The sequence below is a fragment of the Rhizobium sp. SG570 genome (assembly GCF_012275345.1).
Taxonomy (GTDB): domain Bacteria; phylum Pseudomonadota; class Alphaproteobacteria; order Rhizobiales; family Rhizobiaceae; genus Rhizobium; species Rhizobium lusitanum.
The window spans coordinates 117,959-140,839 of sequence record NZ_JAAZQI010000014.1; the positions used below are offsets into that span (position 1 = coordinate 117,959).

General features: G+C 55.4%; 26 protein-coding genes. 11 read left to right on the forward strand and 15 right to left on the reverse strand.

Translation table 11 applies throughout. The features are described 5' to 3' along the window. Positions 1-12: 12 nt before the first annotated feature. From FHT28_RS25535 to FHT28_RS25560, 6 genes are all read right to left on the reverse strand, one after another. Complete coding sequence (locus FHT28_RS25535) at positions 13-837, reverse strand: enoyl-CoA hydratase/isomerase family protein (RefSeq protein WP_168597681.1); 825 nt, start codon at positions 835-837, stop codon at positions 13-15. Between the two features lie 32 nt (positions 838-869). Next, on the reverse strand, positions 870-1,298 hold the full coding sequence (locus tag FHT28_RS25540) for an OsmC family peroxiredoxin (protein ID WP_210255864.1): 429 nt from the start codon (positions 1,296-1,298) through the stop codon (positions 870-872). 157 nt (positions 1,299-1,455) lie between these two features. Further along, positions 1,456-2,250 (reverse strand): SDR family oxidoreductase, encoded by a 795-nt coding sequence (locus FHT28_RS25545; protein ID WP_168597682.1) that lies wholly within the window; start codon positions 2,248-2,250, stop codon positions 1,456-1,458. Between the two features lie 88 nt (positions 2,251-2,338). Beyond that, a complete protein-coding gene (locus FHT28_RS25550) occupies positions 2,339-2,965 on the reverse strand; it encodes an isochorismatase family cysteine hydrolase (RefSeq protein ID WP_168597683.1) in 627 nt (208 codons plus the stop codon). A gap of 96 nt (positions 2,966-3,061) precedes the next feature. Then, complete coding sequence (locus FHT28_RS25555) at positions 3,062-3,931, reverse strand: NAD(P)H-dependent oxidoreductase (protein ID WP_168597684.1); 870 nt, start codon at positions 3,929-3,931, stop codon at positions 3,062-3,064. Positions 3,932-4,021: 90 nt separating this feature from the next. Further along, positions 4,022-4,549 (reverse strand): SRPBCC family protein, encoded by a 528-nt coding sequence (locus FHT28_RS25560; protein ID WP_168597685.1) that lies wholly within the window; start codon positions 4,547-4,549, stop codon positions 4,022-4,024. A gap of 170 nt (positions 4,550-4,719) precedes the next feature. On the opposite strand from FHT28_RS25560, the gene FHT28_RS25565 reads away from it, so the two are divergent. Both FHT28_RS25565 and FHT28_RS25570 read left to right on the forward strand, forming a co-directional pair. Beyond that, a complete protein-coding gene (locus FHT28_RS25565; protein WP_168597686.1) occupies positions 4,720-5,406 on the forward strand; it encodes a type 1 glutamine amidotransferase domain-containing protein in 687 nt (228 codons plus the stop codon). Between the two features lie 604 nt (positions 5,407-6,010). Next, positions 6,011-6,697: a type 1 glutamine amidotransferase domain-containing protein gene (locus FHT28_RS25570; protein WP_168597687.1), complete on the forward strand. Its 687-nt coding sequence runs from the start codon at positions 6,011-6,013 to the stop codon at positions 6,695-6,697. Between the two features lie 83 nt (positions 6,698-6,780). On the opposite strand, the gene FHT28_RS25575 is transcribed toward FHT28_RS25570, so the two are convergent. After that, a complete protein-coding gene (locus tag FHT28_RS25575; protein WP_168597688.1) occupies positions 6,781-7,161 on the reverse strand; it encodes a tautomerase family protein in 381 nt (126 codons plus the stop codon). A 159-nt stretch (positions 7,162-7,320) separates the two neighbouring features. Between FHT28_RS25575 and FHT28_RS25580 the strand changes: the two genes are divergently transcribed. Continuing rightward, positions 7,321-8,355, forward strand: coding sequence for an aldo/keto reductase (locus FHT28_RS25580; protein WP_168597689.1), 1,035 nt, complete (start codon positions 7,321-7,323; stop codon positions 8,353-8,355). A gap of 13 nt (positions 8,356-8,368) precedes the next feature. On the opposite strand, the gene FHT28_RS25585 is transcribed toward FHT28_RS25580, so the two are convergent. Beyond that, positions 8,369-9,004 carry a TetR/AcrR family transcriptional regulator gene (locus FHT28_RS25585; RefSeq protein WP_348645017.1) on the reverse strand — a complete coding sequence of 212 codons (636 nt, stop codon included), beginning with the start codon at positions 9,002-9,004 and terminating at the stop codon, positions 8,369-8,371. Between the two features lie 103 nt (positions 9,005-9,107). Here FHT28_RS25585 and FHT28_RS25590 point away from each other — a divergent pair, with 103 nt between their 5' ends. Further along, positions 9,108-10,409, forward strand: coding sequence for an MFS transporter (locus tag FHT28_RS25590; protein ID WP_168597690.1), 1,302 nt, complete (start codon positions 9,108-9,110; stop codon positions 10,407-10,409). A gap of 63 nt (positions 10,410-10,472) precedes the next feature. Further along, positions 10,473-11,636, forward strand: a complete 1,164-nt coding sequence (locus tag FHT28_RS25595; RefSeq protein WP_168597691.1) for an MFS transporter — start codon at positions 10,473-10,475, stop codon at positions 11,634-11,636. Here the strand turns inward: FHT28_RS25595 and FHT28_RS25600 are convergent. Beyond that, a protein-coding gene (locus FHT28_RS25600; protein ID WP_168597741.1) for an IS5 family transposase occupies positions 11,595-12,349 on the reverse strand; the annotation gives its coding sequence in 2 pieces (ribosomal slippage) (positions 11,595-12,016 and positions 12,016-12,349; 756 coding nt in all). The two genes, FHT28_RS25595 and FHT28_RS25600, sit on opposite strands and share 42 nt — an antisense overlap. A gap of 229 nt (positions 12,350-12,578) precedes the next feature. On the opposite strand from FHT28_RS25600, the gene FHT28_RS25605 reads away from it, so the two are divergent. Further along, positions 12,579-13,103 (forward strand): hypothetical protein, encoded by a 525-nt coding sequence (locus FHT28_RS25605; protein ID WP_168597692.1) that lies wholly within the window; start codon positions 12,579-12,581, stop codon positions 13,101-13,103. Continuing rightward, on the forward strand, positions 13,100-13,315 hold the full coding sequence (locus FHT28_RS25610; protein ID WP_168597693.1) for a hypothetical protein: 216 nt from the start codon (positions 13,100-13,102) through the stop codon (positions 13,313-13,315). Before FHT28_RS25605 ends, FHT28_RS25610 begins: the two co-directional genes overlap by 4 nt. A 26-nt stretch (positions 13,316-13,341) precedes the next feature. On the opposite strand, the gene FHT28_RS25615 is transcribed toward FHT28_RS25610, so the two are convergent. The 4 genes from FHT28_RS25615 to FHT28_RS25630 all read right to left on the reverse strand — a co-directional run bounded on the left by FHT28_RS25615 (position 13,342) and on the right by FHT28_RS25630 (position 15,819). Further along, positions 13,342-13,848: a GNAT family N-acetyltransferase gene (locus tag FHT28_RS25615; RefSeq protein WP_168597694.1), complete on the reverse strand. Its 507-nt coding sequence runs from the start codon at positions 13,846-13,848 to the stop codon at positions 13,342-13,344. A gap of 17 nt (positions 13,849-13,865) precedes the next feature. After that, entirely contained in the window at positions 13,866-14,210 is a 345-nt protein-coding gene (locus tag FHT28_RS25620; protein ID WP_168597695.1) for a carboxymuconolactone decarboxylase family protein, read from the reverse strand. Positions 14,211-14,313: 103 nt separating this feature from the next. Then, positions 14,314-14,511, reverse strand: coding sequence for a hypothetical protein (locus FHT28_RS25625; protein ID WP_168597696.1), 198 nt, complete (start codon positions 14,509-14,511; stop codon positions 14,314-14,316). A gap of 579 nt (positions 14,512-15,090) precedes the next feature. Further along, a complete protein-coding gene (locus FHT28_RS25630) occupies positions 15,091-15,819 on the reverse strand; it encodes a molecular chaperone Hsp31 (protein WP_168597697.1) in 729 nt (242 codons plus the stop codon). Positions 15,820-16,159: 340 nt separating this feature from the next. Between FHT28_RS25630 and FHT28_RS25635 the strand changes: the two genes are divergently transcribed. The 3 genes from FHT28_RS25635 to FHT28_RS25645 all read left to right on the forward strand — a co-directional run bounded on the left by FHT28_RS25635 (position 16,160) and on the right by FHT28_RS25645 (position 18,991). Continuing rightward, positions 16,160-16,753, forward strand: coding sequence for a hypothetical protein (locus tag FHT28_RS25635; RefSeq protein ID WP_246704943.1), 594 nt, complete (start codon positions 16,160-16,162; stop codon positions 16,751-16,753). 54 nt (positions 16,754-16,807) lie between these two features. Next, complete coding sequence (locus tag FHT28_RS25640) at positions 16,808-18,406, forward strand: ATP-binding protein (protein WP_246704944.1); 1,599 nt, start codon at positions 16,808-16,810, stop codon at positions 18,404-18,406. A gap of 438 nt (positions 18,407-18,844) precedes the next feature. Beyond that, complete coding sequence (locus FHT28_RS25645) at positions 18,845-18,991, forward strand: DUF1127 domain-containing protein (RefSeq protein ID WP_081938855.1); 147 nt, start codon at positions 18,845-18,847, stop codon at positions 18,989-18,991. 125 nt (positions 18,992-19,116) lie between these two features. Here the strand turns inward: FHT28_RS25645 and FHT28_RS25650 are convergent, their stop codons facing one another. Further along, positions 19,117-19,995: a GGDEF domain-containing protein gene (locus FHT28_RS25650; RefSeq protein ID WP_246704945.1), complete on the reverse strand. Its 879-nt coding sequence runs from the start codon at positions 19,993-19,995 to the stop codon at positions 19,117-19,119. 644 nt (positions 19,996-20,639) lie between these two features. After that, a complete protein-coding gene (locus FHT28_RS25655) occupies positions 20,640-21,473 on the reverse strand; it encodes a TIM barrel protein (RefSeq protein ID WP_168597700.1) in 834 nt (277 codons plus the stop codon). Between the two features lie 290 nt (positions 21,474-21,763). Between FHT28_RS25655 and FHT28_RS25660 the strand changes: the two genes are divergently transcribed. Further along, a complete protein-coding gene (locus tag FHT28_RS25660; RefSeq protein ID WP_168597701.1) occupies positions 21,764-22,798 on the forward strand; it encodes a sterol desaturase family protein in 1,035 nt (344 codons plus the stop codon). Positions 22,799-22,881: the final 83 nt, after the last annotated feature.

Sequence of the window (22,881 nt, forward strand, 5' to 3'; positions counted from 1 at the left end):
CCAGTGCGTCGGCTATTCGGAAACTTCGCCGAGCAGTCGACCGAAGTTGAGTTCCGTGTCGCCACGAGTCTGCATTCCGCTCTTGGCGATTGCGCCGATCCGCTTTTTGTTCTCGGGATCTTGTGCGCCAATGCCGAACAAGTCGGAGTCTCTTCGGAAATCATCTTCAGACGCGAGATTGATAGCGCTCATGCGCTCCTTGATGGCCTGAACGCCTCCAGTAGGAAAGTGCGCGATGCGCTTGGCAAGCGAAGCGACGAAGGGGGCCAACTCTGCGTCGGGCAGGGATCGGTTGATCCATCCATACCGCTCTGCGGTGTCTGCATCAAAGTCGTTTGAGCTGAGAAGTGCTTCAAGCGCTCTGCCGCGTCCCATCAGTCGGGCAAGATGCTGAATTCCACCAGCGCCAGGAGATAGCCCGAAACCAGCTTCAATCTGCCCGAATATGGCGCGTTCTCTTGAGGCGAAACGCATATCGCACGCCAGGGCGAATTCGCTACCAGCACCGCGTGCGCGTCCCGAAATCTGGGCGATCGTAACCGCCTTCGAAAGGCTAAGGCGGCGAAATAGAAGTCCGATAGACGGCTCGCCAACTAACTGAGCGGCAATCTGGCGATATTCGGCGATCTTCGTCATGTCTACGTGCGGAATGAAGAAGTCAGGATCAGCGCTGGAAAACACAACCACGCGTGGTCCGTCGTCCTGATCCAGTTTAGGTATCAGTGTGACCAGATCCTGTACCAGGGCAGGGCCTAACAGGTTCATCGGAGGGCTATCGATTTCCGCGAAGAGAACGCCGTTTTCGAAACGAGTTCTGAGGGTTTGGTAATCAGTCATGTCGGCCTTGGCCTCCGTCGATGACAGGACGCTCAATCGATGAGCTGGGCTTCGAGGGTGATCTCTGACTTGAGAGCTTTGGAGATCGAGCAGTTGGCTCGAGCACGCTCCGCGCAGCCGTCAAACTGCTCTCTTGTTATTCCGGGAGCGCTCGCTCGCGTCGTTATGTGAACGCCCGCGATAGTCGGGCGACCTTCTACGAACTGCAGATCCACGTTGATTGATGTTTCGATCGACTTCGCTTCAAGGCCGATCATGCCGAAGTTGTTTGCCAAGGCTTGATTGAAGCATCCCGCATGCGCGGCAGCCAGTAGCTCTTCGGGGCTGGCACCTGCGGCATCCTCGAAGCGGCTTGCGTAGCTATAGGGGATAGCAGGCAGAGTGCCACTCTCGGTCGAGATGGTACCCTTGCCCTGCTTCCAAGTACCTTTCCAAGTGGACGATCCTACAGGCATTTCCATCTCCAATATCGCTTCAGTTATTGAAGCTAATATCGTGACGGAGATCGATTGGCAACCGCCCGTCGCGATCAACACATTTTGATGGGAGGGTCGGACTGCCGCGACAATAGCCCCAAACGGCAGCCTACAACTACCGCTTTGCTGGCGATGTTTTCTTTCAGTTCGAGTGGTACCGAGCTGCAATGTGATCCCGCGATGTATTCGCTGCGACTACTCCTTCGGCTTTCACGTAGGCTTCCCAGTCAATGATCTGAGGCAAAGACGGAATGCACACAGGCTCCTCTTTCTCGAGTGCCCGAAGTGACGCAATCACCAGATCGTCTGGCTTCATCACACGCTCCGGCGGGAAATTAGCGAGGTCACCGTCCGCAACCGTGTGGAAATCCGTGGAGACTAATCCGGGCACCAACAACTGTACCCGAACACCCGTGCCTTCGGCCTCCAAGTGCATATGCCTGGTGAAGGCCATCACGAAGTTTTTGGAGGCGCCATAACCAGCGTTGCCAGCGAACTGCATGAACGCGGTGCCAGAGCCGACATTGATAATGCTGCCACGACCCTCGGCAACCATTCTGCCCATCGCGTATCGTGACAAGCGGGTGAGCGCCATTATGTTTACGCGAAGCATATGATCGAGTGCATCTGCATCGAGTTCTGCGACCTTCCCGCGAGAGGCGTATCCGGCATTGTTGATCAGCAGGTCGATTGGCGGCCCGTTGATGATGCGCGTCACGACTTTATTGACACCCTCATCTGTCGAAAGGTCTGTAGACAGAACCTCGACGTCCACACCACTCTCGCTTCGAAGCTTTCCCGCCAAAGCCTCAAGGAGGTCGGTTCTACGCGCTACCAACACTAGGTCGTGTCCCGTATGTGCGAGGTGCTCGGCGAAACTCTTTCCGATTCCTGCCGAAGCACCGGTGATTAAAGCGCTGCGTGTCTGTCTGGTCATAAGGTGCCTTGTAAAATGAGTGCTGATCGTGGTGGGCTAAGCTACCATGATTAAAGGGTCGGGGCCGTAATTCACGGCCCCATAGTCGTTAAGCCGGAACTCGTTCGACGGCCGCTAGAAACTCATCGATTGTCGTGACGTTGTGACCGAAAGTAGGATAGCTCAGGTTGATCGCCGCGTGGTGGGCCTCTTCGGTGAACTCCGCTACGGCATCCTTCAGGAAGGTGACGTGGAATCCTTCTTCAAGGGCATGGCGTCCAGCGCTTTCAACGCATGTATGCGACGTCAAGCCAGCAAGAACCACTTTCTGAATGCTGTGTTCCTTGAGTTTTGCCAACATATCGGTGTTCACGAAGCTGTCGAATGTCCTGTGGCGGCTGATGATCACATCGCCGTCCACTGGCGCGAGCGGTGGGAAAAAGTCGGCGCCCCATTCTCCCTTCCAGAACAACCTGTTCTCCATCGCCCATTGCCATCTGGGATGGACATGCTTCACGTCATCGAAGCTGTGCTCATGCAAACCGTGAGGCACGTAGAAGATCTTCACGCCAGCAGCTCGTGCACCGGCCACCAAGCGGCCGAGATGCGCAATCAGGTCCGTTTTCCCAAGCATTGGGCCAATGCGACCCGCGAGCTTGCCCTTTTCGTCAAGAAAATCATTCAGCACATCAACAAGCAGAAGTGCGGTTTCGTTCAGCGCATATGTTTCACTCATTCTGAAGTCCTTTAGTGGAGAACCGGAGAGGGGTTGGCCTCCGGTTACGTTTATCGTGATGTCTGTTTCGTTGCCCAGCGAGCGTCTACTCGAACGCTATGTGCGGTCGGTGTCTCGTGACGTCGGCGCGATGTGTTTTGGCGCGTAGTCACCGGTTTGGCCCAGCCAAGTGTTCGAGACGTACGCCGGAGCATACTGGTGCCTCTGATGCCCGGCCTCCTCGGCGCCGACGTCTGGCTTCAATACCTGGACGTCATCGTAGTCACCCCCATTTTGCGGAACGAAGGGAATGGGCTGGGTGGTGTCGGCAGAAAGAAGGCGCTCGATGAAAAATTGCGCCATGGCTTCGACAGCTTCCGGCGCAGCGCGATTCACCTCATAGAAAACGGTGGGCGGGAGAACATCGAACCCGGGGTAGTAAAGGACGCCATGCTGAATCGGCCAAAGGAGATCGTCAATTGCGCCATTGACGCCGCGGGGGCCGTAGTGCGCCATGCGTCCACCGACAGTCATAGCGATCATCGCTCTTTTGCCCTTGAAAACGCCTTCACCGAAACGCTTACCCCAATTGGCACCGCCCTGGGGCCCAACGCCATAGGTGAAGCCGTTCGCGTACACGCGATCTACCCATCCTTTAAGAATGGCGGGCATCCCATACCACCACAAAGGAAACTGCAGAACGACGACGTCCGCCCACAGAAGCTTGCGTTGCTCCTCAGCAACGTCGGGGGACTGCTCACCTGCCGCGAATGCTTGCTTTGACGCTCTTGCGTAGTTCAAAGGACCTTCCTCGTCGGATCGTTCCGGAAAATCACCAGCATCGGCGACTGCTTTCCATTTCATTTCGTAAAGGTCGGAGACTTGAACCGCATGACCAGCTGCGGTGAGATCCTTGACGGCTCGGTCCTTGAGGTAGCCGGACAGCGACGAAGGTTCTGGGTGCGCGTGGATAATAAGATATTTCATGATTTAACCCATCCAGGAGTTGCCCGCCTGGCCGTTTATCGGAACGCGGACGGAGTTGTGCTGGCATTTTGAGAGGACCGGGAGTGACGGTCAGGAGGCAGACGCCTCGGCATCCGCTTTCATGGCTTCAACCATGCCCTGGAAACGGGGACGGATCTTTTCCGCTGCCGCAGCGCGTGCGGGTTGATCCATTTTTGTCTGATCGTAATTGATCGTATAGGTGAGTTTCGAGGTGTTTTCGCCGGTCGCGTCCAGAGCAACGTTGCCGTGATACTGAAAGTCCGCCATCGGTCCAGTGGTCTGGGTATAGGTGTATGATAGTGGTCCCTTGCCGACCATCACCTCGACAATCGATCCAGAGATCGTTCGAATGCTTCCAATGCCGCCCTCACCAGCGATCTGTTGGCTCTCGACATTCAGGTATTTGCCTGCGTCGCCATATATCCCGATCTTCTCCCAGGCCTTGTTGGCAGCGAGCGATATTTCGATCCTGCATTCGATGACCGCGAAATCCGGGACGATTGGTTTAGTCTCTGGGACTTTATGTTCTGACATTGGCTCGACCTCACGGGTATCGAAATGAAATTTAGCTTCACTATTTGAAGCTAAATCCGTCAATGTCAACTCACATGATTCAATATGGTAGGGCGGAAAATCGCCGGGGCTTAAATCGGCTTCAGCCTTGACCTTTCGTATTAAGCTTCATAATTTGAAGTTAATGCGAAGGGCGCCAGACGTTTTGCGTCAACCCGGCGCTGGCGAGCATCGCCAAAAATCGGAGAACCACAATGAAAATTCTGTTTATCGTCACGAGCGCCGACCTGGGATATTGGTTGGCAGAACTTACGCGGCCTTACTGGCACCTGACGGAGCGGGGACATGAAGTTACCTTAGCAAGCCCTAAGGGCGGTAAGGTCAAGCACGACCGGCTGAGCAACCCATTGACCGAAGGGTCGTGGGAAGCCAACGACATCGTCAGCAAGGGTTTCCTGTCAGATAACTCGCTCTCGGAGCTTCTCGAAACGACGAAGACCCTCGACGAGGTCAGGCCGGAAGAATTCGACGCAGTCCATGTCGTGGGAGGCACTGGCGCAGCGGTAGATCTGTATCCCAACGAGCGAGTTGCAGCCATCCTGGAACACTTCTGGTCGTCCGGGAAAATCGTGGGCGCGATCTGCCACGGTACAATCGCCCTTGGCAATAATCCGGACCGCGTTGCTGGAAAGCACGCAACCGGCTTCTCGCTCGACGAGGACCTCGCAGCAGAGAAACTCTACGGAAAGAACTTCATCCCGAACTATCCCCAGCCGATCCTCGAAAAAGCTGGCGTGGATTTCTCGCATGTCGAGCTGTGGGGCGTGCGCGTCGTTGTCGATGGCAAGCTGGTCACGGGCCAGAACCAGCAGTCCGCGTCGGAGTATTCGCTGGCATTTAATCACCTTCTTGCCAAGCAGAACCCAGTCGTCTCGTTCTGATCACGGCCCGGAAGTGGCGGCAAACCCATCTAAATTTTTCCGCCACTTTGCAATCCGACCGTACAGCGGGTCGACATTCCAGATCCTGGCGTTGATGCGAGCTTACCGCGTTCACCATTGGGATCTGTAACGGGCTACCCTCAAGCCCTTTGCGCATTCAATGCCCAGCGCCCCCGATAAGCGGGCGGATGTGAGGCGTGGTGTTATGTCGTGTTCTAGCTTGCGCGATCAACTCGAAAATTCAACACTTTTACCATCTCGATTGACTCCAAGCATTATACTCATCATGCTTGAATCGCATGATGGCCGTCATGTGAAGCCGCGCCGACGATCCGCTAAAGTCTGCTCTAGACTTGAATGGGATGTTGGTTTGACAGGGCTGGCGCGGATCGCCTGGGGTTGGGCGGTCCGCGTTTCCAGGTACGGGCTTTGCGGCGCAGGCAGCGCGTTATTAGCATTCGCTGGATCCGATCAGAAACGTCAATGAGGACGTTCGGCGTCCCATCGGCAGTTGACCAACATGAAGTAACTTCATAATTTGAAGCTAATCAGGCAACGTGACCAAGACGCGATGCTTTTCCCTCCCATCAAATGGAGAAACCTCTTGAAGATCCTTTTCGTTACCAGCAGTTCCGACATGGGCTATTGGCTTGCAGAACTGACTCACCCCTACTGGCTCTTCTCGGAACGTGGATGCGAGATTGATTTCGCTAGCCCGGCGGGCGGTAAAGTCAAATACGATCCGATGAGCGACCCTTTTTCGGAAAACTCCTGGGAAGCGGATGACCTTGTCTCAAAAGGTTTTCTGACGGACAAATCCCTCGTTGGGCGCTTGTTCTCCACCATCGCCCTCAAGGACGTAGATCCCACGCAGTACGACGCGATTCATGTCGTCGGCGGGGGCGGGGCCGCTGTGGACCTGTTTCCCAATGAAGACATGGCAAAACTGCTCGAACACTTTTGGTCTGAAGGGAAAATTGTAGGGGCTATCTGCCACGGTTCGATCGCATTGGCGAACAATCCTGCTCGCGTCGCGGGACGCCGAGCGACCGGCTTTAGTCGCGCTGAGGACGCCCAGGTAGAAGCGCTCTACGGCAACGATTTTATCCCATATTGGCCGCAGGTCGAAATGGAGAAGGCCGGAATTGTATATTCGGCTTCAACAGAATTGGGAATTCAAGTCGTCGTAGACGGCAAATTGATTACCGGTCAAAACCAAAAGGCTGCATCCGAGTATTCGATCGCCTTCATTCACCTGCTGTTTGGCAACGACGTAGTCGTTGCGGTGTGATCCTAGTTCGCCAAGTGGAACCTGGTGAGCCACTTTGTCGGCGCATCAGGCTCAAGTCTGGAAGCTGCCCACCCCGCATTTAACTAGGCGTATTGAGCAATCCCGTTTCCAAAGGACCAGTTTTCGCGTTTGACTTCGATTAAGTTGATGAACACATCTTCCTTGCGCACGTCCGCGAGACGGTGAAGGTCGTCGGCCACCCTTTGATAGAATGCCTTCTTAAGGTTGGTGGTCCTGCCTTCGTTGAGTGTGATCTGGATGATCATAGCGTCGGCTGAGCGCTCTATTCCGAGATATGTCGGATCCATGATGAGTGCATCACGACCGTGCTCCGTGATGATTTGGAACCGATCATCTTTCGGGGCGCCAAGCACGTCCACCAAGGCATCGTAGACGATGTCGCCAACTGTCTGCTTGAACTGCGGGGATTTCCCCAACGGGATTTCGATTCTTGCCAGCGGCATCCTATGCGCTCCTATGATCACCGTGTCTGATATGGCCGCGCGGATGGAGGAGCTATAAGACCATGATGTTATTTACTTCAAAAACTGAAGTTGATTTTAAGGTGCATTGTTGCACGTACCGCGTAACCTATTCTAACTCATCAATGCTGGAGATCAAAAATGGAATATCGATATCTTGGCGGATCGGGCTTTAAGGTCCCCGCACTGAGCTTTGGTACGGCAACTTTCGGCGGTAAGGGCGATTTCTTCGGAGCCTGGGGCAAGACCGACGTCACTGAAGCCAAGCGGCTGGTCGATGTTTGCCTTGATGCCGGTTTGAATCTTTTCGACACCGCGGATGTTTATTCGGCGGGTTCCTCGGAAGAGATCTTGGGGCAGGCGATCAACGGCCGACGGGCTGATGTTCTCATTTCCACAAAGGCGACTTTTCGGTCAGGTGAGGGCCCAAATGACGTTGGCTCTTCCCGTCATCATTTGACACGGACCGTCGAGGCGTCGCTCAAGAGGCTGAAGACCGACTACATCGACCTCTTCCAGCTTCACGGCTTTGATGCCGCGACGCCCATTGAGGAAACGCTCTCGACTCTTGACGACCTCGTCCGGGCGGGCAAGATCCGCTACGTGGGTTGCTCTAACTTCTCCGGTTGGCATCTTATGAAGTCGCTGGCGGTCGCTGAAAAATACAATCTTCCTCGGTACGTGGCTAACCAGGCGTATTATTCGCTGGCCAATAGGGAATACGAGTGGGAACTCATGCCGCTGGGCCTAGATCAAAAGGTTGGTGCAATGATCTGGAGCCCGCTCGCCTCCGGAAGATTGACCGGCAAGATCCGGCGTGAAAATCCCCAGCCCGAAGGCACGCGGTTTGCAGCTCGTCCGGGAGATGGCCCGTTCATCGATTCCGAGCACCTCTATAAGATTGTCGACGCTCTCGATAAAGTGGCCGCAGATACCGGTAAAACCGTTTCGCAGGTAGCTTTGAACTGGCTTCTGCGGCGACCGACTGTCTCGAGCATCATCATCGGCGCTCGCAACGAAGAGCAGCTGAAACAGAACCTTGTTGTGGTCGACTGGAAGCTGAGCGACGAACAGGTCGCTTTTCTGGACGAAGCAAGTGCGCAAACCCCTGCGTATCCGTATTGGCATCAAGCTGGGTTTGGCGAGCGGAACCCGTCGCCAATCTCCGCCGCATAGTCGATCTGGGTGCCTAACCCAACCGGGAATGCCCTCTTTGCAGAAGATCCTGGCGGGCAGCCGCCAGGAGCGCTTCGGCAAGAACAGGATCGCCGGTGGCTCGCGCCAGGGAGACCGCGCCCATCATGGCTGTTAGCGTAAACAGGGCACGATGCTTTCGGTCCGCTTCATCAGATCCTGGGACGATCGCGACCAGTATCGCGGCCAGTGCGTTCAAAGCGTCGGCGAATGCCGCTCGCATTTCCTCACTCTGACGACCGAGTTCTTGTGAAAGGGTTGCGAATACACACGAGCGGCCAGGACCAAATAGATTGGCACTTGCCAGATAGTGCTTCAGCAAGGCGTCAAGTGGTGCGTCAGGATTGGATGAGACGATCCATTTCCAGCTTTCCTCAGTTTTTCTGAAAAGCTCTCTGCTGGCCTCATAAGCAAGCTGCTCCTTGGACTCAAAGTGACCGTAGAAGCCTCCATGCGTGAAACCAGCAGCTTTCATGACCTCGGCAACACCGATCGCCGTGAAGCCCTTGTCGAGGAAAAGCTTCCCGGCTGCGGTGAGTATCTTCTCTCGGTTCTGGGCGAACTGTTCTCGGCTCACTCGCATCGCTATCTCCAGAACATTGTGCTTGACAACATATATGATGGGCATCATGAATGACGGCAAGCCTGATAATCATCATGTTTGAATTTAATCTCCGACGATATCGCGCCTCGCAAATATCCGTCGCCCACCACGTAAAACCAGGATCGACCAGATGGTTTCGACCGCTCTCGCCACGACACTCGCTCGGCGCAACATCCACTATGGGTGGGTGGTCGTCGGAGCAACCTTCCTAACAATGCTTGTTACGGCCGGTGCGATGGGCGCACCTGGGGTACTAATAAAGCCACTGCAGGAGGAATTCGGTTGGACGACCTCATCAATTTCGTCCGCATTGGCGGTCCGCCTTGTCCTGTTCGGCATGATGGGCCCATTTGCGGCGGCATTCATGAACAACTTTGGTGTGAGGAAGGTCGTCGTTTTCGCACTTGCCTTGGTGGCGATTGGCTTCATCGGCTCCTTGTTCATGACCAAGCTCTGGCATCTGTTGGTCCTATGGGGGCTTATCATCGGTTTCGGTACAGGTCTTACCGCAGTCGTGCTGGGGGCGACCATTTCCAACCGGTGGTTCACCAAACACCGCGGGCTGGTCATCGGAATGCTGTCCGCCAGTTCAGCGACCGGCCAGTTGGTGTTCCTGCCCATCATGGCTGCGCTGACACAGACGTACGGGTGGCGGTCGGCCGTCTATCTTGTATGCGGTATGATCGTCGTGGCGGCTATCGCAGTTTTGGCTCTGATGCGCGACCATCCCGCCGACCTTTACCTTCCGCTTGTCGGCGAAGTCCATATCACGCCGGTGAGCGGCAAGCCCAATGACAGCCTGGGCAAGATGCTCCTGTCGCCGATCACGATCCTGCGGGAGGTGTCAACATCCTCCACCTTTTGGATTCTCTTTTCGACATTCTTCATTTGCGGTCTGAGCACAAATGGCTTGATCCAGACGCATTTTGTCACGCTTTGCGGTGACTTCGGCATAATGCCCATCGAGGCGTCAGGCTTCCTGGCAATCATCGGTATCTGCGATTTTATCGGAACAATCTGTTCCGGTTGGCTTTCGGACCGCTTCGACAATCGTTGGCTTTTGTTCTGGTACTACGGCCTGCGCGGGCTCTCGCTGCTATTCCTTCCGTTCACCGACTTCGGTTTCTACGGGCTGACGATGTTTTCTATCTTCTATGGCCTTGATTGGGTCGCCACGATTCCGCCCACGGTTCGGTTGGCGGCAGATCGCTTCGGCCGAGAGAAAGCAGGTCTGGTCTTTGGTTGGATATTCGCTGCCCACCAGCTTGGAGCGGCTACAGCAGCTTATGGCGCTGGATTGTCTCGAACAGAACTCCAGAGCTACCTGCCTGCTTTCTTCATCGCCGGTGGCTTTTGCATTCTGGCCGCCATCCTGTGCATCACGCTCAGCAAAGTGGCGCGAACTGGTCCTGCAGCCGCCGTCGCTCACTGAACCCCTAATTTTTAGGGGTAACTCCAATGCCCATCAAAATCCAACACCTCAATGGATGCCCCCATGGCTGAAGCAACAACCACAAGCGCGGTATCGCAAGCACCGACGTCATCACTGTACTGGCTTGCGTTGGGGACATTCGCGGTTGGAACCGAAGGTCACATGATCGCGGCGATTTTGCCACGGATAGCGTCAGACCTCTCTGTCTCCGTTGAAGCTGCAGGACAACTTGTCACAATTTTTGCGCTGACCTACGCGTTCTCGTCACCCCTTCTCACAACACTTTTCGGCCACGTCGATCGGCGGCGCATTCTGCTTGCAGGTATGGGGCTCTTTGTAATCTCCAATGTGCTCGCCGCTCTCACTCCAAGCTATGGGATGCTCGCGGTCGCACGCGTGCTGCTGGCCATGTCGGCCGGTCTCTACGTGCCGAACGCGAATGCTCTCGGCAGTGCGCTGGTGCCGCCCGAAAGACGGGGCAGGGCGCTCGCCATCGTTAGTGGTGGCCTTGGCGTTGCCGTGGCCATCGGTGTCCCGCTGGGATCGTTTGTTGGAATCACGTTCGGCTGGCGCATGCCGTTCATTGGTGTCGCCGTACTTTCAGCGGTTGCCTTTATCGGATTGATCGCCGGTCTACCCAAGGATATCGGCAAGGGGCTCTCCGCCCCCAGCTTTGGCGATCGTATCAGGGTGATCAAGAGGCCAGGCGTCGGCCCCGCTCTACTTCAAACAGTGTTCCTTGGGATGGGCGCCTACTGCGCCTACACCTACGTGGCACCGTTCCTGGCTGCGGTCGGCGGGATCACCGGATCGGCATTGACCCAGGCACTGTTTGTGTTCGGCGTATGTGCTTTCATTGGTATCGTCGTGAGCGGCCATATTAGCGATAGAATAGGCAGCCGTCGCGTGGTCGCTTACTCGTTCACGGCGATCATCATCGACTATCTAGCGATGTTCCTTCTCCCTCACGTCATGCCACCGGAAAGCACGAAGTTACTGGCGTTTGTCCTCGTCGGCATTTGGGGTTTTTCATCGTGGGCGTTTTTCCCGGCCCAGCAATCGCGATTGATCGGGGTGGCGGGCCATTCGGTCGGCTCCATCGTTCTCTCGCTCAACGCGTCGGGAATGTACTTGGGTTTCTCGATCGGCGCGGGGATCGGATCCTTAGGCTCAGGACTCGTTAAATCACAGCCAGAAGATGACGGCTGCGGCGATGCATATGCTTGAGAAGAAGGTATGGGCGCATCGGTCGTATCGGGTTGCGATGCGCCGCCAGTCCTTGAGCTTGGCGAAGAGGTTCTCGACCCTGTGGCGCTTCTTGTAAAGTTGCTTGTCGTATGAGTATGGCACCTTTCTGCTTCGGCTCGAAGGGATGCAGGGTTCGATGCCTTTTGCCAGCAAGGCTTCCCGGAACGCCGTGCTGTCGTAGCCCCGGTCTCCAATCAGCGTTCTGGCTGGTGGCAGGACATCCAGAACAAGGCGTGCCCCCTTATGGTCGCTCATCTGGCCTTCGCTGAGCAGCATGATAATCGGGCGTCCCTCGCCATCGCAGACAGTGTGCAGTTTGGAATTCAATCCACCTTTGGTTCGCCCGATACGACGGGGAACATCCCCTTTTTGAGCAAGCTCGCCGCCGTCCGGTGTGCTTTCAGGTGCGTGGCGTCGATCATAATGCGCTCGGGCCTGGGACCTGCACCGGCCAGCGCTGCGAAGATGCGGTCGAACACGCCAAGCCGGCTCCAGCGGATGAAACGGTTATAGAGCGTCTTGTGCGGCCCATAGTCCTTTGGTGCGTCCTTCCATTGCAGGCCATGCTTGATGACGTAGACAATCCCGCTGACAACACGGCGATCATCGACGCGCGGTACACCGTGCGCAAGCGGAAAATGCGGCCCAATACGAGCCATCTGGCCCTCGCTCAGCAAAAACAAATCACTCATCATAATCTCCTTCCGGAAACCCTGAATCACATCTCAATCCAAATTAATAGGTCCTGAGCCTAGTTCTGAAGAAGGTGGACGTTGTCAATCTTGGATGGGTTTCAGCGCTTTTCGTGACTGTGTCCCTGATCCTGCTTGTCTTTACCGGAAGGCACGAAAAGCACGCCACGCTCCACTAACAATCGGCCGAAGTTGCTCACTTTCTAAACCGACAAAACGGAATGAATATATGTCGAATGCTTGGGAAAGGTATTATGCGATCCGGAAACTAGCCTATGAGGCGGCCGAGATCACGCTGTCGGAAGTCTACGGGCTTCCTGTGCAGCTGACTGAGATCGGCGACGACGCATTGGAGGCGTTTGAGGAGCACTGGTTGCACCATCCATATCGGCGCTACGACTGGGAATGGCGAGATGTCGTCGAGTCATGGGAAAACAGGCCATCCCATTTTGAGGTGGCCATCTGGTGCAATTCCTACTTGTCTGGTTTGGCTGTTGGAAAGGTTTCGGACGGCAAGCTTGTGCTGTCCATCTACCTTCTGGAGGGGTCGCCAGTGGAAACGCATCCCCTGAAGGGGCTGGTCCGTTTCTGCGTCGTGGAAGCCGCGGAGGCTTATGCAACAATTCTTGGATGCGATGAACTTCATCTGCGACAGCCGGTTGACGGTGCGCTACCCCTGTATTTCGACATGGGCTTCTTCCTTGCGACCAATCAGGCCAACGTGGTAGTCTGTTCAAAGGAGCTAAACCGATGACATCCGAAGACCTATCGCACCTCCCATCCCTTGAAGAAGCCCGCGAGCGAGCCCGTCGCTTTGTGGCTCGTCGTAAGGCCGAAGGCGACGCGCGGCTGCAGAAGTACAAAGAGACTGCAAAATCTCTTAACGTTCGCGCAGCGGACGAGGCTGACGGTGATTATCCCGTGGGCAATCGCAAAAAAGATACTGGATCCAAATTCGAGATCTGAGCACGCCCGCTTCGTATCCGGTGATGCTAGAGCCGCAAACTAAAGCCGTCTAAAAGAATTTCAGGGCGGAGATCGAGGTCGCTGTCTTCATCTCGTTCCCAACCATGCCGGAGGTACAGCTTTTGAACGCCAATGGCACCATGTCGAACCCTGAGGCAGATTGCTGAAGCTCGCCACGCAAAGGCGAGCTTTTTCGCCTCGTCGATAAAGAGAGACGACAGGCCCTTTCCTGCAAACTTCGGGTCGACCGCGAGATAGCGCAGGCCTGAACCACCATGGATCCAGGCCTCGTTTCCGGGAGTGCCCCAGCGATACATAGTAATTGCACCAACCAGTCGGCCATCTATCTCACCAACTAGAACCGTGGCATCCGCCCGCTTCTGTGCCTGATTTCGCAAATCGGCATAGCGTTCAGCTGACGACACCACTCCGGGCATCTTCGCCGAATTCTGTGTATCAAACGCTTTTACCAGTAGCTCCCCAACGGCGAAATCGTCCGATGGAGTGGCTTCCCGCAGTTTTATTTCGTTCATCTCCCCCCGCTTTCCTGTTAGACGCTCTTGCCCTGGCCCTCAGCGAACACGTCTGCCGCGACACGAGCCGCACTCATCGCGGACGGCCATCCGGCGTAGAATGCCAGATGTACAAGGATTTCACGAAGTTCATCCTCGCTTATCCCGTTCAGCTTTGCCAACCTGAGATGGTCGACCAGGGGTTCGAGCCTCCCTGTCGCCACGAGGGTAGTGACGGTAATCAAGCTGCGATCACGTTTTGAGAGACCAGGCCGTTCCCAGACGTCTTTGAACACCAGATCCTTGGTAAGTTCCGCCAGTTCCGGCGCAAATTGCGCAACATGTTGAATGAAAGCCGATCCGTCCTTGGCGAGGGTAGCCATATGCAATCTCCGGAGTTAGCCTGACGATTATCAGGTTTGAAGCTTGAAAAATGGCCGGAAGTCGTCCCTCCGGCCGGTCACGCTGTTGCTCCGATGTGCGAGCTTAGTGAATGCGCGGCACATCAGGCAGAGAGGAGAGTTCGCAGGCCGTCAGCGCACTGATGGCGACAAGAACCTCTTTACGGGAGAAGCCGCTGTCCTCCCCCCTAGCTATGAGGTCGGTGAAGTCCGCTACTATCTCGCTGCCACAGTCAGTGATGCGCTCTTGCGAGACGGCGAGTGCTTCTTCAATACTGATCATTCAATTCTCCATTCAGTAGTCGGCGATCCGTGAGGTACACGGATGTTCGGTCGACCGTCGTCGTGCTTCGTCGGCGTGCCGATTGCCACCTTTGTCCACGTAGCGTTGTTATCTAGGTGGGAGAGCCCAATGTTGTCTTCAAGAGACATTAGCTTTAAAATCGGAAGCTAATTGCAAAAGTAGATCGGTGGCAGTGTCTCGGCCCATCGCATGGAACCAAGCTCCTCCACGCAGGCCAGTTGAGAACGAAGCTTTGAGCACAGACCAAGACATATAAAAGAAGTGATCGGTTGTGTCCCCTGAGAGGTTTGATATTTCGCGATATGTAGGCCAATGAAGGCCCGAAAGACAGTCAACCGACAGCGCAACGATGGCAGGATTGGCCTGCATCAAGCGTTCCGGCGAACAGTTCCTGTACGAGGAGCAAGGGAAGCTTCGACTGGCATCGGGACAACAATTCGCATTCTCGAGGAGCTACTATCTTGCGCCTGAAGGTCGCTATCATTTGGCTAAAAACGTACGAGAACCGAAGAAAGCTACGCCATTGGATATAAAGCCAACGGCGTAGCGGATGGGCAATCAGAGCGCTTCAAACGCGACAATCGCGGCAGCAGCGGCGGAGCGGGCGCTGAACGGATTTGCTCCGGTAACCAAGCGGCCGCTCGTGACTGAAAAATCATCAAACGGAGCGGGCGGGGCCACGTAGCGACCACCAGCCTTGACGGCGCTTTCTTCGGTGGTCAGGACACCATCATCATGGATCTTGTCGAGCACGCCAGCTAGTTTGTCTGCTTCCGTCGAGAAGCCGGTGAGTTCCAGGCCATCGACAATGGATTTGCCAGTCTTGCCGTCCTTCACGCCCGGAAAAATGGCGCCGCCGTGACAGACTGCAGCAACCACGCCGCCGCGAGCCCAGATGTCAGATGCGACGCTCTGTAACACGGACGCTGTTGGATAGTCGTATACGCTCGCGAACCCGGCTGACGCGAAGAACATTCCGTAATCGTCCGCGATCAAGCTTGATGCCTTTTTAACCCCGCCGTTAAGCAGTTTGTTAATCGGGTGTTCGCCGTCGCCAACGATCGCAACATCGTCGCCCGAAATGAATTGGGAAGTCAGAGAATACGGATCGATTGTGTGCGTACCTGTTTCGCTGGCCAGATCGACAGTGAAACCGGCGCTCGTTAAAGCTAGATAAGGGTGCAGTATTTCGGTGTAAAAGGCGCCGTTAATCCCGCCGTCAGGATAAAACTTTGCGCTGTGGCTTGTAATGGCAATCAATGCCTTCTTGGGCAAATTCGTTGACATCGTCGGTCCTTTCCGCTGCAAGGCGCAGTTTCCAACACCGGAAACCCGCTCAATGTTGCTAGGCGATTATCGGAACAACCGTAATCATACAGAGGTCGTATCCGAGACAGTGTACCCAGCAACGCCTAGTCCTCACATCGACCGCCTCTCAAAGCGGTCGTCCGCAGCTGATGACTAAGGATCGCTCCTTTAGAAAGGAAATCGCTTTCGACCCTATTGACCGGAGAAAGCTTGTTCTGTATCTGTTCTCGCATGACCCAGATTGCTCGAACCATACGAATAGCACCCAGAAACTAACCCGGTTACGGGGCTGTTAACGTGTGTCATTCGAGGGTTCATGATGAGCATCTCTTCCTCGCGCCTTGTGGCGCAGTCAAACTCCGTCGAAATCTTTTATCCTCTCAGCACGGTTCGTTGCGTTGGACCCGTGCTGTTCAGAGATCAGTTGGCCCGAGATATTGCTTGCCTGCTGGACGTCGATGATGACGTCCTATCATGGTCGTGCCGGTCGCTTACGTTGTCTCACGACGGACAGATCTACAAACCTGATTTCGTGGTCGAAAGGGCACACCAGCGTTTTGTGATCGATGGCGTTCGCGACGACGGAACGCCGGATTGGACGCAGTCGAAAGCCATCGATGCTGGTTTCCCTTATGAGGCTATCGCGGCTTCCGCGCTTCCACGTATCCGGCTGAAGAACGCCAAGGACCTGTTGCGCTACGCCCGATATGAGGCTCCTTTATCAGATCGCATCCGACTGCTCGCAGCTCTAGACGAATGCTCTAGGTTGACGTTAGCGGAAGCGCTCATCGTCTTTCGAGAGATCAAGCCAGTAGCTGGCCTGGCCTCGATGGTGCTGCACAGGTTCATCGAAATGGACCTGGACGAACGTTTGATCGGGCCAGAGACCATAGTCCGCCGCAGGCGCGACTAATTCCCCAAAACCTTCCGGAACCATCACGCTGCCTCGTGCAGTGGAGGACGAGCTATGCCTATTGGCACCACAAATGCGAAGATCAATTCGTCTGTCAAACACTACGCGCTCTATCGAACATTCGAACGAGCACTTGAGGAATGCAAATATTTCAGATTGGGCGGCCCGGGTATTATCGCCCTTGTAACGCCCGAAGGCAAAGCCGCCGATGACTATAAGGCTTGCGCGGTTGCCTTCTTATATGAGGGCCTAGAGCGCGACGATTGGGACCATGTCGGATTTGCTTGCATCGCAGCGACCGATAAGCCGCAGCGTGTGAAAGACGAATTCTACGAAAAATGCGGAAAGCGGCAGCGAGCTATCCTGTTCACGGAGACGCGGAGCCTGCCGCCGATCGTCACCGTCGCCATCGATACCTTTATCGACCTGGAGCCCATCAATGAAAACGACCTGCGAGAAGCGTGTGCTCAGGTTCTAAAGCTGAGGATGTCGGACAAACAGGCTCGGCAACTTTTGTCCTTCCCGCCTGATCTGATGTTTGCGGCCTTGCGGCGGAATAGTACCGCCGCAAATGCGATCTTTCGGCTGAGGTCCGTCCCTCCGAGCAATCCAGAAGCGGCGCCGATTGAAGAGCAGGCTCCGCGTCTGGAAGATCTACATGGCTACGGTGCGGCCAAAGAGTGGGGACTGCAGCTTGCCAAGGATTTAAAAGCTTGGCGATCCGGACGGCTGAAATGGTCGGAAGTTGATCGCGGTCTTCTTTTGGCCGGGCCCCCAGGCGTTGGAAAGACGATTTTCGCACGGGCCCTAGCAGAAACATGTGGGGTCAATTTCGTGGCGACCTCCGTCGGGCAATGGCAAGCAAAGGGGCATTTGGGTGACCTTCTTAAAGCGATGCGGGCCGAGTTTGCATCTGCCGTCGATAAAGCGCCCAGCATTATCCTGATCGACGAACTCGACTCGATTGGCGACCGGAGCAGGTTCAGCGGTGAGTATGCGTCATATTCCATCCAGGTTGTGAATGCGTTGCTGGAGGCTTTGGATGGGTCCGCGAAGCGCGACGGCTTAGTGGTCATCGGCGCCACCAACTTCCCAGAGAAGATCGATCCAGCAATCCTGCGCCCGGGCAGGCTCGACAGGCATATTTTTATCGGACTGCCCAGCCTGATCGATCGTGTGGCCATTATCGAACAGATGCTTGGTGAACATGTCGTGGAAGGTATCGACAAACTTGGTCCGCCAACGGAAGCGATGTCTGGCGCTGACCTCGATCGAATGGTTCGGGACGCCAAGAAGCGGGCGAGGCGTGGGAACCGGCAGGTGATGCTCGCTGATATGATGTCTCAGTTGCCCGGCCTCCTCAAAATCAGCGGGGCGTATCGACATGCCATTTCGATCCACGAAGCTGGCCATGCCGTGGTCGGCCGGGCGCTGGGGCTCGGCGTTTTCCTTGGCGTCAGGGTCGCCAGCCAGATCAATCCTCGACTTGAAGTGCAGTCCGCGGGCGGAGCGAGTTTTGAGTTTCCGGTTCTGGAAATCCGCAATGAGCAACGATATCGAGATGAAATCTGCCTCCGGCTTGCAGGTATTGCTGCCGAGAGACTGATCGCGGTCCAGATAGTCTGGATGGCGATCGGTTCATCGCTGCATTGAAAAACAAGCTTCTCGATTTCCAAGACGTGCGTGAGTGCGTCAAGTTTGAGGGAAAGCAGTAGCGTGCTCTGTTCGAGGGTCAACATGTCTGGAGCTTCCTGATAGTGCGGCACGGTCTGACCGTGTCAGGCAATTTCAATGGTGAAGCAACTTTTCGGTCGGCGCAAACTTGGCTACAGTCAAAGATCAGATAATCTATCTTATGGAACTAAATCCGATACCGGCTTTGTGCCGCTTTTGCGGCTCTTCGTCATCAGTACGTTCATAGAGGCGCGGATGGCCAACACAACTCCATTCTGCCGCCCCAGCGTTTCTTCATAGCGAAAGCGGCTACAACGATGCGAGTCTTGCAAAGACGGCATGCCTCATGTGCAGGCGTATGCATTTTATTTGGGCTAAGAACTGACTATCTGGCAGGCATAGTCAAAGGAGATGACGATGAGAGTGTTTGATAGAATTAAGCGGTTCGCTGAAAATCGCCGAGCCATCCGCGAGCTCGGAACGTTGGACGATCATGTTCTCAATGATCTCGGCTTATCGCGTTCGCATATCCGTTCGGCCGTCTTGGGCAACTCCCGTTCCTAAGTTTGCACGGCGCTGTTACGTTGTTTCGAAATGATGTGTTGGGAAAGCTGATGGTTCCCTCAAAACCAAAACTGCTGCATCAGCAGAAGCAGAGAGTCTAGCTGCCCATAAAGCAGCAGGAAGCATCAACTTCCGCCCGCCGTCACCTCAGAACAGACCTTACTGTCCAAGGTTGCTTCAGCGCTCTCCAACGCCGGTCGCGAAGGTGACACGATCCGGAAACCATTCCTGCCTGCCGATTTTACCTCGTATAAGACACGGTCCGCTTTCGCAAATATGTCTTTGGGCGATTGACCAGGTAGGATTATGGCAGCTCCAACGGACGCAGCGATCCGAATGTTCTGCGTTGGAGTTGAGATCGTCCAATTCATGCCTTTTACAACCCGGGCCGCGATCTTTGCGAGATCTTCGACCGATGAACATGGATGGATGACAGCAAATTCATCCCCGCCTATGCGAGCGATCATGTCAGCCTGAGGTGCCGCCCGCGAGAGCCTGCTGCTTGCAACTTTGAGGCACTCGTCCCCGGCCTGATGCCCGAAAGTATCATTTACAGACTTAAAACCGTCGAGATCCGCCAAGAGCAAGGCTCGCGCCCCTTGGCCCTCGGCTCCGCATATCTCACTAAGGAAGGTTTCAAACCTAGTCCGGGAACTCAATCCGGTGAGCGCATCGCGTTCCGCCAAGTGACGAAGCTGCTCGACCACAGCCTTCTCGGCAGTGATGTCCTGTTTCACCCCGAATATTCTTGCGGCAGTGCCGTTCGCAAACTCGACACAAGCGGTTATTCTTATCCATCGGTTGTTACCTTTTGCGGTAACTATCTGAGCGTCCAGGGTAAAGCCTTCACCTGTGCGAATTGCCCTATCGCGGGCCTCGTTAAGCAGCTTGCGGGTTTCTGGCGTGTAGAGTTTGACGATTTCGTCCCGCGCCAATGGCGCTTGCGGAACAAGATCAAAGAATTCATAGACCGTATCCGTCCAACTTAGCGTTTGATCCGGCAAGCTGCATTCCCATACACCTATCCGAGCCGCCTTGAACGAGCGATCAAACAGCTCCCGCAAACGTATGAACTCCTCGGAGCCGATCGCGTGAGGCTGCGGTATTTCATATACATTGCAAGACATTTGGCTCCCTCGCCAGCTGAACGAAGATTGTTGCCAGTTTCATCAATATGCCCCAGACCACCATCCCAAACAGAGGATTACACATATTGCTTGCGTTCGGGTTTCTAAAATACGGACCGCACGAATTTCGTTCAATCAAGAATCGCATTCAAGCCCCCGTTCCGAAACTAATCTACAACCCGGCAGATCGCGACGCCCGCGCTCAAAGCGCGGCCAGGCTTTCGCCTGACACAATCAACCAAGACATTCGTTTGGAAATTTCGGAGCACTAGACATCGGTATTCGAACCGAAGAACAAACTCCCGCGCGGATTCATGACAATCCAGTTTCGCTTGACACACAGACGAAGCAACTGGGCCGGTACTCAATGTGTGAAAATCGAACGCCTTGAGAGGACTCTAACCGGCGATACTTCCTCTCCAGTGCATGCTTGCGACGAAAACCGGTGTCGTTTGCAGCAGAATTCTAGCGGGTGATCTGATCTGGAATGCAGAATATCGCAGGTATTCCGCCCGAAATTATCAGCCGGCAGTTCTGGTCCAGAGGTCGCGTGCCTCCTGCATGAGCATCAGGGATTCCGCCCACCGATCGGTCGTGTCCTCCCCGTCCCTCCCCGTGATCGCATAGGGTTTTGGCCCCAGCTCGCAAGTAAAGGCGAGAGTGTCGTTGCTGCCGGCGCGCTTTCGCCAGCTTCTGAAGCCGTATTCCCACCAGCCGAGGAAGAGATCGACCCAGGGCCGATGATGCGCAAAGGAGATTTCGATCTGGACCTGCTCGCGCGAGGCGACCCGGCCGTGAAAGGCCCATGAATTGTCGAGTATCTGATGGATGAGCGCATGATTTTCATCCGATACCGGCCAGGCGAATTCTCGGCCGACGAGGAAATGCGAGATATCACCCAGCAGCCGCAAATCCGGCAGGCGATCGAGCAGATCGAGCGTGAAGAACAGATCGGTGGTCATCCGGTCGCGATGCGTCTCGATGAGGACGTCGATGCCGGCCTCCTCCCCAAGACGTTGCCAGCCCTCGAGCAGGGGGACGCAATCCTCCAGGCGGCGCAATCGCACATCGGGTTGCAGACAGATGTGATGCACATTGTATTCGGCGGCGATCTCGAGCGCTGGCTTTAGATCGTCGATGGTCTTGGGAAAGCATTGTCCTTCCGCCTGCAAACCGTTCTGCTTGAGCAGCCCTGCGACCCGGCGAACATAACTGCGGTGGTACCAATGGGTGCTGATGCCGTCGAAGCCAGCGACGGCGATCCTCTCCAGGTTCTCTTCGAGAGTCTGCTCCGGATAAACAGCGCTGCGTCGCTCCATGGCCCAGAGCGACTGAAAGATGAGCATGTTCTGCATGATGCCTCCCGTACCAGTGGACTGCACAGATCATGAATTCGCTGTCTTTGCGAGACCGTTCGGTGATGGGTTTTGATCATCGCTGCGTTTCATTGCAAAGCGGATGCATTTACGCGCCGGCAGTCACCGGCATGATGGTTTTTCATCAAAATACTCTCGGAAGCCAACCGGCTCCATTAGCCCGCCCCGAGCTGCCGGCCATGATCAATTCTCATCAAATCTCTGCTGTCGTTCCGCACCTGTGTCGGAGACATTGAATGCATGATTTCCGGCAATTGGGAGGCAACGCCATGGACGACACACTTTACGGCACGCGCGACAAGCGAGGAGACTGGAAACCCAACAAGCTCCTCAAATATCCGCCGGTTTTTGTTTGGCCGGCTCAGCCCATGGCCTTCCTGAAATGGTTCTTCGGCTATCCTGGCTATCTGATGCCCTGGAATACCGTCTATGCGATCGTCGGCACGCTGCTATGGCTCTATGCCACGCCCTCGATGGAAACGATGAAGACCTTCGCGCCGGGTTGGATTGCCTATCTTCTCCTTCGCAACGCCGCCCTCGTCTTCCTGTTCTTCGGCGCCTTTCATCTGCGCCTGTACATGCAAAAGAAGCAGGGAACGACCTTCAAATATAACGCCAAGTGGCCGTCGACGGGCAATTCCGCATTTCTCTTCGGCAATCAGACAGTCGACAACGTGATCTGGACATTCGCAAGTGCCGTGCCGATCTGGACAGCCTTCGAAGTCCTGACCCTATGGGCTTTCGCCAACGGCATCATTCCCTATGTCGATTTTGCCGAACATCCGGTCTATTGCGCGGCGATCATGCTGCTGATCCCGGCATTCCGCGATCTGCATTTCTACCTCGTTCACCGCCTGATCCACTGGCCGCCACTCTATCATGCCGTTCACAAGCTGCATCATAACAACGTCAATCCCGGGCCATGGTCGGGTCTGGCGATGCACCCCATCGAGCATCTCCTCTATTTCTCCGGCGTGCTCATCCATTGGATCGTGCCCTCCAGTCCGATCCATGTCCTCTTCCATCTGACGCATACAGCTCTTGCGCCAGCGCCGGGCCATGCAGGGTTCGACAAGATCGTGATCGCGGACGACACCGCCATCGACACGCATGCTTACGACCACTACCTGCATCACAAGTTCTTCGAGTGCAATTACGCCGACGGCGTCATCCCGCTCGACAAATGGTTCGGCACCTTCCACGACGGCTCGAAGGAGGCAGAGGACCGCATGAACAAGCGTTTCATGGAACGGGCGAAGAAATATGCCGACAAGCAGGTGCGTCGTTCAGGGTCGGCGAACTAGGCCGAGCCCGGCCGGAATAGTCAGGCCGGGCAACGACCTCAAGGACTTGCCAAGAGCGTGCTGTGCTCCATATGCGACATTAG

Bases quoted from the DNA above. Each gene is read 5' to 3' on its own strand.
- FHT28_RS25555 (WP_168597684.1), bottom strand. From the start codon at position 3,931: ATGAAATATCTTATTATCCACGCGCACCCAGAACCTTCGTCGCTGTCC.
- FHT28_RS25540 (WP_210255864.1), bottom strand. From the start codon at position 1,298: ATGGAAATGCCTGTAGGATCGTCCACTTGGAAAGGTACTTGGAAGCAG.
- FHT28_RS25565 (WP_168597686.1), top strand. From the start codon at position 4,720: ATGAAAATTCTGTTTATCGTCACGAGCGCCGACCTGGGATATTGGTTG.
- FHT28_RS25550 (WP_168597683.1), bottom strand. From the start codon at position 2,965: ATGAGTGAAACATATGCGCTGAACGAAACCGCACTTCTGCTTGTTGAT.
- FHT28_RS25605 (WP_168597692.1), top strand. From the start codon at position 12,579: ATGTCGAATGCTTGGGAAAGGTATTATGCGATCCGGAAACTAGCCTAT.
- FHT28_RS25590 (WP_168597690.1), top strand. From the start codon at position 9,108: ATGGTTTCGACCGCTCTCGCCACGACACTCGCTCGGCGCAACATCCAC.
- FHT28_RS25620 (WP_168597695.1), bottom strand. From the start codon at position 14,210: ATGGCTACCCTCGCCAAGGACGGATCGGCTTTCATTCAACATGTTGCG.
- FHT28_RS25610 (WP_168597693.1), top strand. From the start codon at position 13,100: ATGACATCCGAAGACCTATCGCACCTCCCATCCCTTGAAGAAGCCCGC.
- FHT28_RS25645 (WP_081938855.1), top strand. From the start codon at position 18,845: ATGAGAGTGTTTGATAGAATTAAGCGGTTCGCTGAAAATCGCCGAGCC.
- FHT28_RS25635 (WP_246704943.1), top strand. From the start codon at position 16,160: ATGAGCATCTCTTCCTCGCGCCTTGTGGCGCAGTCAAACTCCGTCGAA.
- FHT28_RS25585 (WP_348645017.1), bottom strand. From the start codon at position 9,004: ATGATGCCCATCATATATGTTGTCAAGCACAATGTTCTGGAGATAGCG.
- FHT28_RS25640 (WP_246704944.1), top strand. From the start codon at position 16,808: ATGCCTATTGGCACCACAAATGCGAAGATCAATTCGTCTGTCAAACAC.
- FHT28_RS25655 (WP_168597700.1), bottom strand. From the start codon at position 21,473: ATGCAGAACATGCTCATCTTTCAGTCGCTCTGGGCCATGGAGCGACGC.
- FHT28_RS25575 (WP_168597688.1), bottom strand. From the start codon at position 7,161: ATGCCGCTGGCAAGAATCGAAATCCCGTTGGGGAAATCCCCGCAGTTC.
- FHT28_RS25615 (WP_168597694.1), bottom strand. From the start codon at position 13,848: ATGAACGAAATAAAACTGCGGGAAGCCACTCCATCGGACGATTTCGCC.
- FHT28_RS25595 (WP_168597691.1), top strand. From the start codon at position 10,473: ATGGCTGAAGCAACAACCACAAGCGCGGTATCGCAAGCACCGACGTCA.
- FHT28_RS25535 (WP_168597681.1), bottom strand. From the start codon at position 837: ATGACTGATTACCAAACCCTCAGAACTCGTTTCGAAAACGGCGTTCTC.
- FHT28_RS25625 (WP_168597696.1), bottom strand. From the start codon at position 14,511: ATGATCAGTATTGAAGAAGCACTCGCCGTCTCGCAAGAGCGCATCACT.
- FHT28_RS25630 (WP_168597697.1), bottom strand. From the start codon at position 15,819: ATGTCAACGAATTTGCCCAAGAAGGCATTGATTGCCATTACAAGCCAC.
- FHT28_RS25545 (WP_168597682.1), bottom strand. From the start codon at position 2,250: ATGACCAGACAGACACGCAGCGCTTTAATCACCGGTGCTTCGGCAGGA.
- FHT28_RS25580 (WP_168597689.1), top strand. From the start codon at position 7,321: ATGGAATATCGATATCTTGGCGGATCGGGCTTTAAGGTCCCCGCACTG.
- FHT28_RS25660 (WP_168597701.1), top strand. From the start codon at position 21,764: ATGGACGACACACTTTACGGCACGCGCGACAAGCGAGGAGACTGGAAA.